The 17,199-nt window shown below is 26.7% G+C and carries 14 protein-coding genes; 7 read left to right on the top strand and 7 right to left on the bottom strand.

Annotated features, from left to right (window positions below; all coding sequences use genetic code 11):
- The first annotated feature begins 14 nt into the window (after positions 1-14).
- On the top strand, positions 15-1,382 hold the full coding sequence (locus WIGMOR_RS03225; protein ID WP_014354391.1) for a Do family serine endopeptidase: 1,368 nt from the start codon (positions 15-17) through the stop codon (positions 1,380-1,382).
- Between the two features lie 21 nt (positions 1,383-1,403).
- Here the strand turns inward: WIGMOR_RS03225 and dxs are convergent, their stop codons facing one another.
- Both dxs and ispA read right to left on the bottom strand, forming a co-directional pair.
- A complete protein-coding gene (gene dxs / locus WIGMOR_RS03220; protein ID WP_236607844.1) occupies positions 1,404-3,269 on the bottom strand; it encodes a 1-deoxy-D-xylulose-5-phosphate synthase in 1,866 nt (621 codons plus the stop codon).
- A 36-nt stretch (positions 3,270-3,305) separates the two neighbouring features.
- Positions 3,306-4,208, bottom strand: coding sequence for a (2E,6E)-farnesyl diphosphate synthase (ispA, locus tag WIGMOR_RS03215; RefSeq protein ID WP_014354389.1), 903 nt, complete (start codon positions 4,206-4,208; stop codon positions 3,306-3,308).
- 244 nt (positions 4,209-4,452) lie between these two features.
- Here ispA and thiI point away from each other — a divergent pair, with 244 nt between their 5' ends.
- Entirely contained in the window at positions 4,453-4,785 is a 333-nt protein-coding gene (gene thiI / locus WIGMOR_RS03210) for a thiazole biosynthesis protein (protein ID WP_041944133.1), read from the top strand.
- 14 nt (positions 4,786-4,799) lie between these two features.
- Here the strand turns inward: thiI and WIGMOR_RS03205 are convergent, their stop codons facing one another.
- Complete coding sequence (locus tag WIGMOR_RS03205) at positions 4,800-5,684, bottom strand: ketopantoate reductase family protein (RefSeq protein ID WP_014354388.1); 885 nt, start codon at positions 5,682-5,684, stop codon at positions 4,800-4,802.
- 335 nt (positions 5,685-6,019) lie between these two features.
- Between WIGMOR_RS03205 and cyoA the strand changes: the two genes are divergently transcribed.
- From cyoA to cyoE, 5 genes are read left to right on the top strand one after another with little or no spacing between them, the layout of a single operon-like run.
- Positions 6,020-6,889, top strand: coding sequence for a ubiquinol oxidase subunit II (cyoA, locus tag WIGMOR_RS03200; protein ID WP_014354387.1), 870 nt, complete (start codon positions 6,020-6,022; stop codon positions 6,887-6,889).
- A 42-nt stretch (positions 6,890-6,931) separates the two neighbouring features.
- On the top strand, positions 6,932-8,896 hold the full coding sequence (gene cyoB, locus WIGMOR_RS03195; protein WP_014354386.1) for a cytochrome o ubiquinol oxidase subunit I: 1,965 nt from the start codon (positions 6,932-6,934) through the stop codon (positions 8,894-8,896).
- Between the two features lie 20 nt (positions 8,897-8,916).
- Complete coding sequence (cyoC, locus tag WIGMOR_RS03190; RefSeq protein ID WP_014354385.1) at positions 8,917-9,537, top strand: cytochrome o ubiquinol oxidase subunit III; 621 nt, start codon at positions 8,917-8,919, stop codon at positions 9,535-9,537.
- Positions 9,534-9,836 carry a cytochrome o ubiquinol oxidase subunit IV gene (gene cyoD / locus WIGMOR_RS03185; protein WP_014354384.1) on the top strand — a complete coding sequence of 101 codons (303 nt, stop codon included), beginning with the start codon at positions 9,534-9,536 and terminating at the stop codon, positions 9,834-9,836. Before cyoC ends, cyoD begins: the two co-directional genes overlap by 4 nt.
- 33 nt (positions 9,837-9,869) lie before the next feature.
- On the top strand, positions 9,870-10,739 hold the full coding sequence (gene cyoE / locus WIGMOR_RS03180) for a heme o synthase (RefSeq protein ID WP_041944185.1): 870 nt from the start codon (positions 9,870-9,872) through the stop codon (positions 10,737-10,739).
- 3 nt (positions 10,740-10,742) lie between these two features.
- Here the strand turns inward: cyoE and WIGMOR_RS03175 are convergent, their stop codons facing one another.
- The 4 genes from WIGMOR_RS03175 to clpP form a co-directional block, all read right to left on the bottom strand.
- Positions 10,743-12,608, bottom strand: coding sequence for a SurA N-terminal domain-containing protein (locus WIGMOR_RS03175; RefSeq protein WP_014354382.1), 1,866 nt, complete (start codon positions 12,606-12,608; stop codon positions 10,743-10,745).
- 106 nt (positions 12,609-12,714) lie between these two features.
- On the bottom strand, positions 12,715-15,048 hold the full coding sequence (gene lon / locus WIGMOR_RS03170) for an endopeptidase La (protein ID WP_014354381.1): 2,334 nt from the start codon (positions 15,046-15,048) through the stop codon (positions 12,715-12,717).
- 135 nt (positions 15,049-15,183) lie between these two features.
- Positions 15,184-16,455, bottom strand: coding sequence for an ATP-dependent Clp protease ATP-binding subunit ClpX (gene clpX / locus WIGMOR_RS03165; protein ID WP_014354380.1), 1,272 nt, complete (start codon positions 16,453-16,455; stop codon positions 15,184-15,186).
- A gap of 94 nt (positions 16,456-16,549) precedes the next feature.
- Positions 16,550-17,134, bottom strand: coding sequence for an ATP-dependent Clp endopeptidase proteolytic subunit ClpP (gene clpP, locus WIGMOR_RS03160; RefSeq protein WP_014354379.1), 585 nt, complete (start codon positions 17,132-17,134; stop codon positions 16,550-16,552).
- Positions 17,135-17,199: the final 65 nt, after the last annotated feature.

Raw genomic sequence — 17,199 nt, 5'->3', positions numbered from 1 at the left:
AAAAGCGAACTAAAATGAAAATCAGTTTTTTACTTAAGCTCTTAACTATAATTAGTATAAATTTTATACCATATACCAATACACTAGCTTTTTTTTCTGAAGAAAATTCAAAAAATCAGCTGATGCCTAGTTTAGCACCTATGTTAACAAAAGTTTTACCTTCAGTTGTTAGTGTACATGTAGAAGGCACCCAAGCGGTAAAACGTTTTGTTTTACCAAAAGAATTCAAATATTTTTTTGGACCGGATTTACCTTTTGGTAATAATGGAATACGTCCATTTGAAGGATTAGGATCAGGAGTGATTATTGATGCTCAAAAAGGGTATATTATTACTAATCATCATGTAATTAATGGTGCAAATAAAATTAAAATTCAATTAAACGATGGAAGAGAATTTTTTGCTAAATTAATAGGTAAAGATGATCAAACAGATCTCGCGTTGTTACAAATTCCTGCACCTAAAGATCTCATTGAAGTAATCATTTCTGATTCAGACTTATTAAGAGTAGGAGATTTTGCTATTGCTGTAGGAAACCCTTTCGGATTAGGACAAACTGTAACTTCAGGTATTGTATCTGCTTTAGGTAGAAGTGGATTAAATTTAGAAGGATTAGAAAATTTTATTCAAACCGATGCTTCAATTAATCGTGGAAATTCTGGAGGTGCTTTATTAAATTTAAATGGCGAATTAATAGGAATTAATACAGCTATTCTTGCTCCTGGAGGTGGAAACGTTGGAATTGGATTTGCGATTCCTAGTAATATTGTAAAAAATTTATGTAATCAAATTATTCAACACGGAGAAGTAAAACGTGGACAATTAGGCATAAAAGGCACCGAACTAACCGCAGATATTGCTAAAGCGTTTAACATAAATGCACAGCGTGGAGCATTTGTGAGTGAAGTGATACCAAATTCTGCAGCATATAAATCAGGTATAAAAGCAGGAGATATTATTATATCTATTGATGGAAAATCTATCAAAAGTTTTGCTGAATTACGCGTAAAAGTAGGCATCACTGCACCTGGAAAAACAATTGTTCTGGGGATATTACGTAATGGTAATTTAAAGAATATTTCTGTAATTTTAGACGATAAATCAAATTTGACTAGCGAAGAAATTTTAATTCCTGCATTACAAGGGGTATCATTGACAAACGGATCTTTAAAAGATGGTACTTTAGGAGTTAAAGTAGAAGATGTTGTAAAAGATTCTCCTGCATTTTCAATAGGATTACAAAAAAATGACGTAATAATTGGTTTAAATCGAGAAAGAATACAAAACATCGATCAACTCAAAAAATCTTTAGATCAAAAGCCTGCAGTTATTGCTTTGAATATTGTCCGAGGAGATACAAAAATTTTTCTTTTATTACGTTAGATAAAAAAAATTCAAAGATTTTTAAAAATTTTGGTTTAACCAATTTTCTATTTTTTTTCTAATACCTTGGCTATCTAGTCCTAGAGATGATCTTATTTCTTGCTGGCTACCTTGCGATATGAAATAATCTGGCAAGCCAATGTTTAAAACAGGAATCAGTATTTTTTGGTACATTAAAAATTCGTTTACCGCACTACCTGCTCCTCCCATGATAACGTTTTCTTCTAGAGTAATTAAAGCTTGATGATTGATCGCTACTTTCTTTAAAAGTATTTTATCGATAGGTTTAACGAATCGCATATCTATCAAAGTAGCATCTAATTCATGAGCAACAGTATTTGCTTGAACTAATAATGTACCAAAATTTAATATTGCTATATTTTTTCCTTTTCTTAAAATTACTCCTTTGCCTACAGGAATATGATAAAGTTTTGTAAACTTCACTCCTATTCCACATCCTTTTGGATACCTTACTGCAGTAGGCCCAGATTGATGGTAACCTGTATATAACATTAAACGACATTCATTTTCATCACTAGGAGTCATAATAATCATATTTGGAATACAGCGTAAATAAGATAAGTCTAACGCACCTTGATGTGTGGGTCCATCAGGACCAACTATTCCTGCGCGATCAATAGCAAACAATACTGATAAATTTTGAATAGCAACATCATGAATAATTTGATCATAAGCTCTTTGTAAAAATGTAGAATAAATAGCAACAATAGGTTTATATCCACCAATTGCTAATCCTGCGGCAAAAGTGACTGCGTGTTGTTCAGCAATAGCAACATCAAAATATTGATGGGGATATTTTTTAGAAAATTTTACTAACCCAGACCCTTCTTTCATAGCCGGGGTGATAGCAATTAATTTTTTGTCTTTTTTTGCTGTATCACAAAGCCAATTTCCAAAAATTGTAGAATAAGTTTGTATAGAATTATTTTTGTTCGGAGGTATGCCAATTTTCAAATTAAACTTTGGTACGGCATGCCATCTAATTGGATCTTTTTCTGCAGGAGCATATCCTTTTCCTTTTTGTGTCAGAATATGTAACAACTTAGGTCCATGAGTGACACGTAATTTTTTTAATATAGTTATTAATGATGTTATGTTATGTCCATCATAAGGACCAAAATATTTAAATCCTAATTTTTCAAATAACGTTTCATTAGAAAAAATTTTGTTTAAATTTAACCCTATTTTTTTTATGAATTGCTTAAATTTAGGAATTTTGTTAAAAATTTTTTGACTATTTTTTTTTAATATAGATAAGATATTATTAGTTAAAAAATAATTCGAGTTTTGTTTATGCAATGCTCCCACATTTTCTGAAATCGACATTGAATTATCATTCAAAATAATTAATAAATTAGATCTAATATCTCCTGCATGATTCATAGCTTCAAATGCCATACCCGCAGTGATTGCCCCGTCTCCAATTACGCATACTACATGTCGATTTTTATTTTCTTTTTCTGCGGTAACCGCAATTCCCAATCCAGCACTAATTGATGTAGAAGAATGTCCAACAGATAATACATCGTATTTGCTTTCTTCTCGAAATGGAAAAGGATGTAATCCATTTTTTTTTCGAATACTTGTAATTTGATCTCTACGACCAGTTATAATTTTATGAGGATAAGCTTGGTGCCCGACGTCCCAAATCAAATAATCTATTGGAGTATTATAAACATAATGTAGCGCTACTGTAAGTTCGATGACTCCTAAACCTGAAGCAAAATGACCACTAGAATAGCTTACACTGTCAAGCAAAAAATCTCTGAGCTCCTGACATAGAAATTTTAGTTTTTTTTGTGGTAATTTTCTTAATGATTTAGGATTATTGATTTTTTTTAAAATTGAATATTTAATGTTATTCATATTTACTGTACTATTCATAGTATAACATATTCTTGATCATTGATCGCGTATTATAAAATAGTGCGCTAATGCTATTAATGATTTAGTATTATAACCTAATTTATTCATATATTCTAAAGTAATTAAGGCTTGTTTATATAAATTTAGTGCTTTTTTTTGGGCTTTTTTTAAACCTAATAGACTTGAATAAGTGTTTTTATGTGATTTTTTATCCGATCCTTGACGTTTTCCAGTTTTTTGAGCGGTACCAATGATATTCAAAATATCATCTTGTATTTGAAACGCTAAACCTATTAATTGAGCATATTTTTTGAGATCATAAGTAATTTTTTTATCACATATATTCCCGGCTAAAATTGTCATGTTGAGTGCTGCATAAATTAATGCACCAGTTTTATTTTTATGTATTGTTTTTAATTTTTTTATAGATATCGGCAAACCTTGTGTTTCTAAATCTAACGATTGCCCTAAGCACATGCCATTTCCGCCAATTGCATTTGCTAAAATAGATATAATTTTTATTCTCTTTAAAAGAGATACGTCCGGCATATCAATACTAGATAATATATGAAATGCTAAAGTTTGAAGTGCATCTCCAGCTAAAATCGCTAAATATTCTCCATATTTTACATGACAGGAAGGTAATCCTCGACGTAAATCTCCATTATCCATCGCCGGTAAATCATCATGAATTAAAGAATATGCATGTATGCATTCAATTGCAGCGGCAATATTATCTAAATTTTTTTTAGGAATTTTAAATAGTGCTCCTACTTGATAAACTAAAAATGCTCTTAATCTTTTACCTCCATTGCATAATCCATATTCCATAGCTAAAGTAAGTTGAGTTTTATTTTTAGAAAAACAATATAAATATTTTTTTAATATTTTATTAATATGTGTTTGACATTCTTTTAAAGAAATCAAAAAATTAGTCATTTTAATATTTACTATAGTGAATATCGAAAAAATTGATCATATCATGTAAATAAATTGAATTATTTAAAATAATATTAAAATGAACTTATGTATATAAAACATATAATACTTGATTATAAAAAAATATATACTATAATTTACTAGATTATACACGATCTATTTTATAAAATTATAACAATTTAAAATAAAAGATTTCATTCGTTTATTAATAAGTTAATAAAAATATGAAAGTTTACTTAATAAAATGCAAAATAAAAAAATAAAAAAAGTTAAAAATTCTAAATTAATCGCTGAAATACCATATTTTCAAGAAATTAATGATTTTACAAAATTAAATAAGTCAGATATTGTTTTAGATATTCGTGATTCAATGGAAAGTAACAAGCGTCCTTTAAAATTAAAGGATATTTCTGTCAGTAACTTTCCTTATTTTGAAATACATAAAAATTTTTTAAATTTAGATAAAAATAAATCTTATGTATTATATTGTAATTATGGAATGATGAGTCGACTACAAGCGATATATTTATACCAAAAAGGATTTAGAAAAATTAAAATATTTTCAGTTTCTATTTAAAAAAATAAGTATTATTATTTTAAATAAATTTTTTCTTTTTCTTTAATAAGTTCAAAAATATATTTGTTATATGGTACTCGAACTCCAAATTTCATACTAGAATATACAATATATCCGTTAATATAATCAATTTCAGATTTTTTATTAAAAATGAAATCTTGTAACATAGAAGAAACATTATTTTTTGTTATATATATAACACCTAAAATATATTTGAATAAAACATCTTTATCTATATAAAATCCATTTAGTTGCATAATTAATGCTATTTCATATGATAGAATATATATATCTGACTTATATTTTAATAAGTCTCCATTCTTACAATTATAAATTACACTTAATGGATTAATCACGCAATTAACAGCTAATTTTAACCAAATAAAATATAAAATATTTTTTTTCCAAATTACTTTTGGCAATATATCGTTTAAAATAAATAAAGTTGATTTATAAAAATACTTTGATTTATTGCCCGGTCCAATATACGTAGCGCCATAGTGAGTATGGTAAGTGATATGATTTTTTAAATATCCAGAATGTGTAGTGATTCCAAAAAATAGTGGTTGTTGGATTTTTTTTAATTGTTCCTGAATTCCTATACCATTTTGGATAATTACAATAGCACAATTTTTTTTTAATTTTGGTAAAACTTTTTTTATTGCTTGTATGGTTTGCCATGCTTTTAAAGTTACAAGCAAAATATCACTTTTTTGTAAGTGATAAACATCATTTGAATATATTTCATATTTTTTGTATTCATTGAAAATAGAAACTAATGTAAATTTTAAAAATTTTTTATTTTTTTTCAACCATCCTTGCACGAAATATTTTTTTTTCATAAAATGTGCGATCCAAATTTTTCCTATTACACCACATCCTAAAATAGTTATTTTCATAAGATTATTTTTCAAAAAAAATAAATTAATTTTTATAAAATTTATCTAAAATTATTATAATTAATATATAATTATTAAAACTTTTACTAAATTTTATTTATTTTAGTAATATAAGATATATGTTTCAAATTTATAAAAAATAATATATATCTGGATTAATTCATAAAAAAATATAGTGTATAATTTATTCAACTCAAATTAGTTTGTTTGCTTGAAAATTTTATTATTTTAAAAATAAGATTAATTTTTTTATGGAATAAAAAAATTTATGTAAATTTATTCTGACTACAGATAGTATATAATATACGATACAATTTTATAAAGGCTATTTAAATATGATAAAAAATAACATAAAAAAATTAAAAAATACTATTTTAGTATGCATTTTATTTTTTTTAAATAGCTGTAAAAATATAACTTTGATGAATCCTCAAGGATTGATTGGATTAGAAGAGAAAAAACTTATATTAATCGCCATATTTCTTATGCTCGGCATAGTATTGCCAGTAATTATCATGACGATTGTATTTGTCTTTAAATATCGTGAATCTAATACACGGTCAATATACTTACCAAATTGGCAACATTCTAAAAAAATTGAATATATAATTTGGGGTGTTCCAATATTTGCTATTATTTTTTTAGCAACAATTACTTGGAACTCAACGCATTCTTTAGATCCTAAAAAAGAAATTCAATCTTTAAATTCTACCCTCAATATACAAGTAATTTCTCTAGATTGGAAATGGCTTTTTATTTATCCAGATTATAATATTGCCACAGTTAACGAAATTGCATTTCCAAAAAATGTCCCGATAAAATTTAATATTACCTCTAGTTCTGTAATGAATTCTTTCTTCATTCCTCAATTAGGCGGACAAATTTATGCTATGGCAGGAATGAATTCAATTTTACATCTTGTATCTAATGAAACAGGAAAATATAAAGGAATATCTGCCAATTTTAGTGGGCCAGGTTTTTCCGAAATGAAGTTTATCGCTATTTCATTATCTGATAAAAACGAATTTGATACTTGGATAAAAAACATTCAAAAGTCTTCTAAAAAACTTGAAAATATGCAAGAATATCAAATTCTTGCTCATCCTAGTATTAATCATCCAATAGAACATTTTTCTCGAGTAAAACCGAATTTATTTGATGATGTAGTCAATCAATTTAAACATTCTCATAATATTTATAATTAAAACAAAAAAATTATACACATTAGTTAATATAGGATAAAAATTATGTTGGGAAAATTAAATTTTAATTCAATTCCTTATCAAGAACCCATCGTAATGGTAACAGTTTTTATTATTTTTTTAGTCATTTTAGGATTAATTTCCATAATTACTTATCATAAAAAATGGACATATCTTTGGAGTGAATGGTTAACCTCAGTAGATCATAAAAAAATCGGTATTATGTACATAATAATGGCGTTTGTTATGATGTTCAGAGGATTTGCAGATGCAGTTATGATGCGCGCCCATCAAGCAATTGTTTCTTCTGGTCAATCAGGTTTTTTACCTCCTCATCACTATGATCAAATTATAACTGCTCATGGTGTGATTATGATTATTTTTATGGCTACTCCTTTTATAGTAGGATTAATGAATTTAATTGTACCTCTTCAAATTGGTGCTAGAGATGTTGCATTTCCTTTTTTAAATTCTTTAAGTTTTTGGTTATTTATGGTCGGAGTAGTTCTTATTAATTTATCACTAGGTATAGGAGAGTTTGCGCAAACAGGCTGGACAGCATATCCGCCGTTATCAGAAATTCAATACAGTCCAGGTGTTGGGGTAGATTATTGGATCTGGAGTATTCAAATTTCTGGAATTGGTACGACTTTAACAGGAATTAATTTTTTTGTTACAATTTTACGTATGAGAGCGCCTAACATGTCAATGATGAAAATGCCAGTATTTACTTGGACTTCATTTTGCACTAACATTCTCATAATTGCTGCTTTTCCAATTTTAACTGTGACAATATTTTTACTCACTTTAGATCGTTATTTAAATACTCATTTTTTTACTAACGATATGGGTGGAAATATGATGATGTATATTAATTTGTTTTGGGCATGGGGCCATCCAGAAGTATACATTTTAGTACTACCTGTTTTTGGAATTTTTTCTGAAATTGTATCTACTTTTTCTAAAAAAAGCTTGTTTGGATATAATTCTTTAGTTTGGGCTACAATTGCAATTACATTACTTTCTTTTTGTGTATGGTTACATCATTTTTTTACTATGGGATCTGGGTCCGATGTAAATTCATTCTTTGGAATTATGACAATGATTATTGCTATTCCTACAGGCGTAAAAGTATTTAATTGGATTTTTACAATTTATAAAGGCAAAATAAAATTTCACTCATCCATGTTATGGACAATAGGATTTATAATTACATTTTCCATTGGAGGCATGACCGGAGTCTTATTATCAGTACCAGGAGCCGATTATGTGCTACATAATAGCTTATTTTTAATAGGTCACTTTCATAATGTTATTATAGGAGGAGTGGTATTTGGATGCTTTGCAGGTATGACATATTGGTTTCCAAAAGCTTTCGGATTTACTTTAAATGAAACTTGGGGAAAGAGAGCCTTTTGGTTTTGGATAATCGGTTTTTACATTGCTTTTATGCCTCTTTACGTTTTAGGATTTATGGGAATGACAAGACGTTTAAGTCAAAACATTGATTCAGAATTTCATATACCCTTATCTATTGCTGCATTAGGAACTATATTGATTGCATTAGGTATTATTTGCCAAATAATACAATTATTAATTAGCATAAAAAACAAGCATAAATATCGTGATATTACAGGTGATCCCTGGAATGGAAGAACGTTAGAATGGTCTACTAAATCACCACCTCCACTTTACAATTTTGCAATTATTCCAAGTGAATGCAATGTTAGAGATGCATTTTGGTTTATAAAAAAAGAAAAAAGCAAAAAAAATTATCAGATATCATATGATCCAATTCATATGCCCAAAAATACTAGTTCTGGAATTTTTATTTCCATTTTTTCTTTAATATTTGGATTTGCTATGGTATGGCACATATGGTGGATGTCGATTTTTGGAATATTTGGAGTAATAATGATATGGATATTCGATAGTTTTCAAAAAAATAAAGATTATTATATTCCTGTGAAAACTATATATGATATCGAAAATAATAAAGCAATAAAGTAGCAAATTACAAGGAATAAATCATGTTAATTAATTCATTTTGCTGTTCTAAAACCCAAAATGAACATAATCCGTTGCATTGTGAAGAACATAGCCAGAGAATAAAAATTCTGGGATTTTGGGTATATTTAATGAGTGATTGCATTTTATTTGCAACTCTATTCGCCACTTATTTTGTTTTGAAAAATAATATTGCAGGAGGTCCTTCAGGAAAAGACATATTCGAAATAAATATGGTTTTTTTAGAAACAATAATTTTATTGTCTAGCAGTATTACTTGCGGGATAGCATCACTATCAATACCTAATAAAAATTGGATTAATTTTTGGTTATTTATCACTGTTTTATTAGGAATATTTTTTGTTGCTCTTGAGCTACAAGAATTTTATCAATTAATTCATCATAATTATGGTCCAGAAAAAAGCGCATTTTTATCTATATTTTTTACACTTGTTGGAACTCATGGAATACATGTAGTATCAGGGATACTATGGATGATAATTCTTATTATGCAAACTTATCGTAATGGATATACCATCATATATAAGACACGTTTAAAATTATTAAGTTTATTTTGGCATTTTTTAGACGTAATTTGGATTTTTGTATTTAATATAGTATATTTATTAGGAGTAATTATATGACAATTTTATGCAAAAAAAAGTTATATATCATAGGATCTTTACTTTCTTGTTTTTTCACATTAGTTTCTTTCCTAGCAATAATAAAAAAAAATTATATTGATAAAAATTTTATTTTCTTAATCATAATATCTAGTGCTATATTGCAATCTATAGTGCAATTAATTTGTTTTTTACATATTTATAATACAGAAAAAATTAACTGGAAATTAATTTCTTTATTATTTACTATTTTAATTGTTTTTATTTTAGTTTTTGGATCTTATTGGATTATGTCTCATTTGCATGAAAATTTTATGTGAATTTATAAAATATTTTTGAAAAACTAAATGTATATATTAACAAGTTATTTTCAAATTATAAAACCAGGAATAATTTTAGGAAATCTTATTTCTACGACTGGTTGTTTTTTTCTTGCATCTCAAGGAGAAATTAATTTTTTTCTATTATTTAATACTTTACTTGGTACATCTTTCATAATTGCATCAGCATCAGTGCTTAATAATTATATAGATCGAGACATAGATAAAAAAATGCAACGTACTAAACATAGAGCATTAGCACGTGGATTAATTCAACCTAAACCTGCATGTTTGTATGGATATATTTTGTTATTTTTTGGGATATTTTTTTTATTTAAAATTAATCTTTTAACTTTAATGATTGCAGTATTTGGTTTTTTTATCTACGTAGTAATTTATAGTATATTAATGAAACGATATTCTATACATGCTATTTTAGTTGGAAGTCTATCTGGAGCAACCCCTCCAATGATTGGATATTGTGCAGTAACTAATTATATTGATTTAGGAGCATTAATTTTATTATGTATTTTCGGATTTTGGCAAATACCACATTCTTATGCAATTGCGATTTTTAGATATCAAGATTATCAAGCTGCATCTATTCCTATTTTTCCAATTAAAAAAGGAATTTTTAAAACAAAATTAAATATTATTTTTTATATTTTTTTATTTTTTGTTTCAACAATTATATTGTTCATTAAACAGTATGCAGGATATAAATATTTAACAATTTCTATAATTTTAAATATTATTTGGTTGTTTATTGCGTTGCAAGGTTTTAAATCTGAAGAAATGAATTTTAATATAGTTTGGGGAAAAAAAATTTTTTTGTTTTCTATTGTTATGATTACGATAATTAGCTTATTTATTGCAGTAGATTATAAAAAAGAATATAGTTAATTTTTAGTATTTTTCTAAAATTTTAGATTTTATCTTTGTAGAATTACGTAAATTAACTAATAATGCTTCTAAATTTAATGAAATTATTTGTTCTTTCCATTGATTAATTAATATATTTTTTTCTAGATTATTTGCTTTTTTAAAAGATATTTTTTCTAAAGCGACTAAAAAAATTTTATCATTATTATTAAAAATTTTGAATGTTATATTTTCTTTTGAAGGTTCTGGCATATTAAACACAAACTTTTTAAAAATATCTTCGTAATTTTCATCAAATATACTCACTTTTTTAATTTCAGAAATGATTAAACCCGTATTTTTTAATTGATTAATCGCTTCTGATGAATTTTTAGAATTTAGTTCAGTTATTATCTTTTCAAGATTTATTCGCGTTTGTAACATAAATTTTTTATTTTTTATTTCTTTTATAATTTTATCTTTTATTTCATTTAAAGGTTGTGTATATTTAGATTGAGAATTTTTTACGCAAAAAATTAAAATATTTTTATCGTCACTATATAACTGGTTTTTCTGTAAAAGATTATCGCATGAATTCAAATTTATATGATTAAAAAAATCAGATTTGCTCAAATTTAACTGTTTTAGTAAAAAATTTGATATCTTTTCAATCTTTAACAACCCAGTTTTATTTGTATTAATATGTAAATGAGAAGCAAGATCAATTAAATTCAATGAATTATTATTTATTAAATTTTCTATATTTTCTTTATGACGCTTAAACATGTTTTTAGATTTATCAGATTTGATTCGCTTTTCAACAATACTGTATACTGATTGTAAATTTTGTATATTTTTAAATTTTATATCCACTAATTTAATAATTAGGTATCCAGAAGAAGGAGATTTGATAATTTTAGATATTTCATTTTTATTTTTTAAATCAGCTAAGTGAATTTCTTCTATAAAAATATCATCAGATATCCATCCGAGATCTCCTGAATTTAAAGAGGAAAAAATATCTTTAGATCTTTGTCGTGCAATTTTAGAGAAATCTTCTCCGGCTTCAATTTGTTGCAAACAGTACTCCGCTTCTTCTTTTGTATGTGTTTGAATCACACTATATCTTTTTTGTTCTGGCAAAGTAAACATTTCAATATTTTTTTTGTACCATTTCTCCACTTCACTTGTATCAACAACAATATTATTGTTTATGTTTTCTAAATTTATTAGAATATAATCCATATTAAATTTTTCTGGTAATTCATATTTTTTTTGATTTAATTTATATTCTGCATAAATATCAGCTTCAGAAACATGCTGTTGATCAATTAATTTATATTTGTTATATGTTATAATTCTTACGTAACGTTCTTGAAAAGTATTAAATAAAACTTGATCAATTTCATATGGAAGAAAAAAAGATGTAAGATTAATATTTTTTATTAGTTCTTCTACTAATAGATGATCGTGTATTTCGTTAATGAACTCTTTCAATGTTAATCCAGAATTATTTAACGTAATTTTTAATTTCTCTAAATTAAATTTTTCTTCAGAATTAAAAAAAGATAGAGACTGTATTGTATTTTTTATTTTTTGATCTGATATAATCAAATGAATATTTTTTGCATATTGCTTTAATAAGGTATGATTAATTATTTTTAATATCGCTTCATTTTTTAAATAGAAAGAGTCGGATTTAGTAGTATCTAAGTTTTTTTGATTAGCATATAGATCCATCATAATTTGCTGAATTTTTTTGTACGGAATTTTTTCGTTTCCTATTTTTATTGCATAATTTTCATTTATTAAATATGCTCCTATTCCGGTTAATAAAAGAGATAAAATAATACAAATTAAAATAGTATGAGAAATAATTTTTTTTGATTTTAAAAAAATTTTTTTTTTCATTACTACATTATAATATTAACAAGTTTTAAGTGTATACAAGTTTTAAATTTTATTTAAAAATGCCTAAAAAATTTTATTAATAATTTTTTTAAAAAATTAGACTAAATTAGTAATTTGGAATCTTTTCTAAAGATAACTTCCATACCTCATCTATATTTTGTACTGGATAAATATTTAGTTCTTTAATAATACTTTCCGGCATATTTTCTAAATTACGTTTATTTTCATATGGAATTAAAACTGTTTTAATTCCGCCTCTTCGTGCTGCAAGTAATTTTTCTTTTAAACCCCCAATGGGTAATACGTGACCTCTTAAAGTAATTTCTCCAGTCATGGCTATATGGGAGCTAACAGGATTGCTCGTTAAACAAGATACTAATGCAGTACACATTGCTATTCCTGCACTTGGACCATCTTTGGGAGTAGCGCCTTCTGGAACGTGCACATGAATATCGTGCTTTTCATAAAAGTCTGGTTTTATACCTAGTTTATTTGCTCTAGCACGTACTACTGTCAGTGCTGCTTGAATAGATTCTTGCATAACCTCTCCTAAAGATCCAGTATAAGTCAGTTTTCCTTTTCCAGAAACACAAGCAGTTTCTATTGTTAATAAATCACCGCCAACTTCTGTCCAAGCTAACCCTACAACTTGACCAATTCTATTTTTTTCTTCAGCTTTTCCATAATCAAATCGTTTTACTCCAAGAAATTTTTTTAAATTTTTTTTATTTATATGAATTCTACTAATATCTTTATCCATTAAAATCATTTTAACAGATTTTCGACATAATTTAGAAATTTCTCTTTCTAAATTTCTTACACCTGCTTCTCTAGTATAGTATTGAATAATTCCCATAAGCGCATTATCTTCGATGCACAACTCATTTTTTTTAAGAGCATTACGGTGCACTTGTTTTGGTAATAAATGTTTTCTTGCAATATTTAGTTTTTCATCTTCAGTATAACTAGACAATCGAATTACTTCCATACGATCTAATAATGCTGCTGGAATACGCATAGAATTAGATGTGGCAACAAACATCACATCTGACAAATCATAATCTACTTCTAAGTAATGATCATTGAATGCAACATTTTGTTCTGGATCTAAAACTTCTAATAATGCTGAAGCTGGATCTCCTCGCATATCTGTAGAAATTTTATCAATTTCATCTAATAAAAATAAAGGATTTTTTACTCCAACTTTAGACATTTTTTGAATAATTTTTCCTGGCATAGAGCCGATATAAGTTCTTCGATGCCCGCGAATTTCTGCTTCATCACGAATGCCGCCTAATGCCATACGGATATATTTTCTTCCTGTAGCTCTTGCAATAGATTTTCCTAAGGAAGTTTTTCCTACTCCTGGAGGTCCCATTAAACATAAAATAGGTCCTTTTATTTTTGAAATTCTACTTTGCACTGCTAAGTATTCTAATATACGATCTTTTACTCTTTTTAATCCATAATGATCTTCGTCAAGAGTATTTTGAGCGATAACTAAATTTTTTTTCACTTTACTACGAGTATTCCAAGGTATAGATAACATCCAATCAATATATCCGCGTACCACTGTGGCTTCCGCTGACATTGGAGACATCATTTTTAATTTTTTTAATTCAGATTCTGTTTTTTGTAAAGCTTCTTTAGGCATTTTAGCTGATTTAATTTTTAATCTTAAAGATTCATGTTCATCTGGAGTATCTTCTATTTCTCCTAGTTCTTTTTGTATAGCTTTCATTTGTTCATTAAGATAATATTCTCTTTGACTTTTCTCCATTTGTTTTTTTACTCGATTACGAATTCTTTTTTCTATCTGCAATAAATCTATTTCTGATTCCATCATAGCCATAAGATATTCTAGTCTTTCTGTAATACTAGTCATTTCTAATACGGTTTGTTTTCCTGATAGTTTTAATGGCATATGAGCGGCAATAGTATCTGCTAATCTTGCTGGATCGTTAATGTTATTTAGCGAAGTTAAAACTTCAGGCGGAATTTTTTTATTTAACTTAATGTAATTTTCAAACTGATTAATTGCAGCTCGTACTAATACTTCTTGTTCTCGACTATCTGAAACAGTAATCACAAAATAATTTATTTCTGCAGAAAAATAATCTCCATTATCTTTTAAATTAATAATACTCGCTCGAGATAATCCTTCTACTAGTACTTTTACGGTTCCATCAGGTAGTTTAAGCATTTGAAGTACAGAAGAAATAGTACCAACCAAGAAAAGATCGTCAATGTTCGGTTCATCTTTTGAAGCTTCTTTCTGCGCAATTAACATAATTTTTTTATCTCTTTCCATAGAAATTTCGAGGCAACGAATCGATTTCTCTCTTCCTACAAAAAGTGGTACTACCATGTGTGGATATACGACTACATCTCTTAATGGAAGTACTGGAATATCTATTTTTTGGGAATGCTCAGCATTCATATCAAGTCTCTCTGAATATAAGCTTAAATATGCTTTTAATATTAACGATAAAATATTATTTTATATATAAAATTATTAAATTCCATAAATAATAATGCATTTATTGTTTATAATAAAAATCTTCATAAATTAAGATTAATTTTTTGATTTAGATAATGTATCTTTATTAAAGATCAATATAGGTTTTTCTTTTTTTAAAATTACTCCGTCATTAATAATTATTTTTTTTACATTTTGCGTGGAAGGTAAAGAATACATAGTATCTAGCAAAATATATTCTATAATAGATCTTAATCCTCGAGCACCAGTTTTTCTTTTTAGAGATTTTTTAGCAATAGAAACTAGTGCATTTTTTTTAAATTCTAATTCTACTCCTTCTAAGTTAAATAAAAATTGATACTGCTTAACTAAAGCATTTTTTGGAGAAACTAAAACTCTAGTTAATTCTGATATGTTTAATTCTTCTAATACTGACAGTATTGGTAATCGTCCTATAAATTCAGGTATTAAACCAAATTTAATTAAATCTTCAGGTTGCACTTTATTTAACAAGTTATTTTTATTACATTTTTCTGATTTTTTTTTCATTTCCGCAGTAAAACCAATGCTATTTTTTGCTATGATTCTTTGATGAATAATATTATTTAATCCAGAAAATGCGCCGCCGCAAATAAACAGTATACTAGATGTATCTACATGAAAAAATTCTTGCTGAGGATGTTTTCTGCCGCCTTTTTTAGGTACTGAAGCAACTGTGCCTTCTATTAATTTTAATAATGCTTGTTGTACTCCTTCTCCAGAAACATCTCTAGTAATGGATGGATTATCTGATTTTCTAGAGATTTTATCAATTTCATCAATATATATAATTCCGTGTTGAGCTTTTTTTATATTAAAGTCGCATTTTTGTAATAATCTTTGTATTATATTTTCTACATCTTCTCCGACATATCCAGCTTCTGTTAATGTGGTAGCATCAGAAATTATAAAAGGTACTTGAAGAAATCTTGCTAAAGTCTCAGCTAATAGTGTTTTACCGCTACCAGTTGGACCAATTAATAATACATTACTCTTACCTAATTCGACAGTATTTTGCAATTTTAAATATTTTAATTTTTTATAATGATTGTAAACGGATACCGATAATACTTTTTTGGCTTTTTCTTGACCAATCACATAACTATTTAGATAGTTAAATATTTCACATGGTTTTGGTAAAGTAATAAAATCATAACTAGATTCTAATTGTTGTGTTTCTTTTTTTATAATATTATGACATAGCATAATACATTCATCACAAATATATACTGACATACCTGCGATTAATTTACGTACTTCGTTTTGATTTTTTCCACAAAAGGAGCAGCAAAGAAATGTATTTGAAGCATTTTTACGGTTATCTGTCATGTAAGCAATCCTCTATTCGCTTTTTATTAATGTAATATAGAAAGATGCATATAATTTTTTGAAAAAAACTATTTAATTATTAAATTTTTAATTTTTATTTTCGACATGTCAATATGGAATCGATTAAACCGTAGCTGACTGCTTCTGAAGCAGAAAAAAATCGATCTCTTTCGGTATCTTTTTTAACTATCTCTATTGATTGTTCTGTATGTTGCGAAATTAATTTAATAATACGCTTTTTTATTTTTAAAATTTCTTTAGCATGTATAACAATATCTGTCGCTTGTCCTTGAGTACCACCTAATGGTTGATGAATCATGATACGTGAATTAGGTAAAGAAAAACGCTTTCCTTTCACTCCAGAAGTTAATATTAATGCAGCCATAGAAGACGCCTGACCTATGCATAATGTGCTGACATCACATTTAACAAACTGTATAGTATCGTATATAGACATTCCGGATGTTACCAATCCTCCTGGAGAATTAATATATAAAAAAATATCTTTTTCTGGATTATCAGATTCTAAAAATATCATTTGTGAAACAATTAAATTCGCCATATTATCTTCGATTTTTCCAGTTAGAAATATTATACGTTCTTTTAGTAATCTTGAATAAATATCGTAAGAACGTTCTCCATGTATACTTTTTTCTATCACTATTGGAATTAAATTCATATTTTTTAAATTTTTTATTTTAAATTTATTATATATCAGACGTTTACTGAGTAATATGATATAAG

The organism is Wigglesworthia glossinidia endosymbiont of Glossina morsitans morsitans (Yale colony), from assembly GCF_000247565.1.
GTDB classification, from domain to species: Bacteria; Pseudomonadota; Gammaproteobacteria; order Enterobacterales; family Enterobacteriaceae; genus Wigglesworthia; species Wigglesworthia glossinidia_B.
Note: the sequence above shows the minus strand (reverse complement) of the source record. Positions and strands in the feature narration are given on the sequence as shown.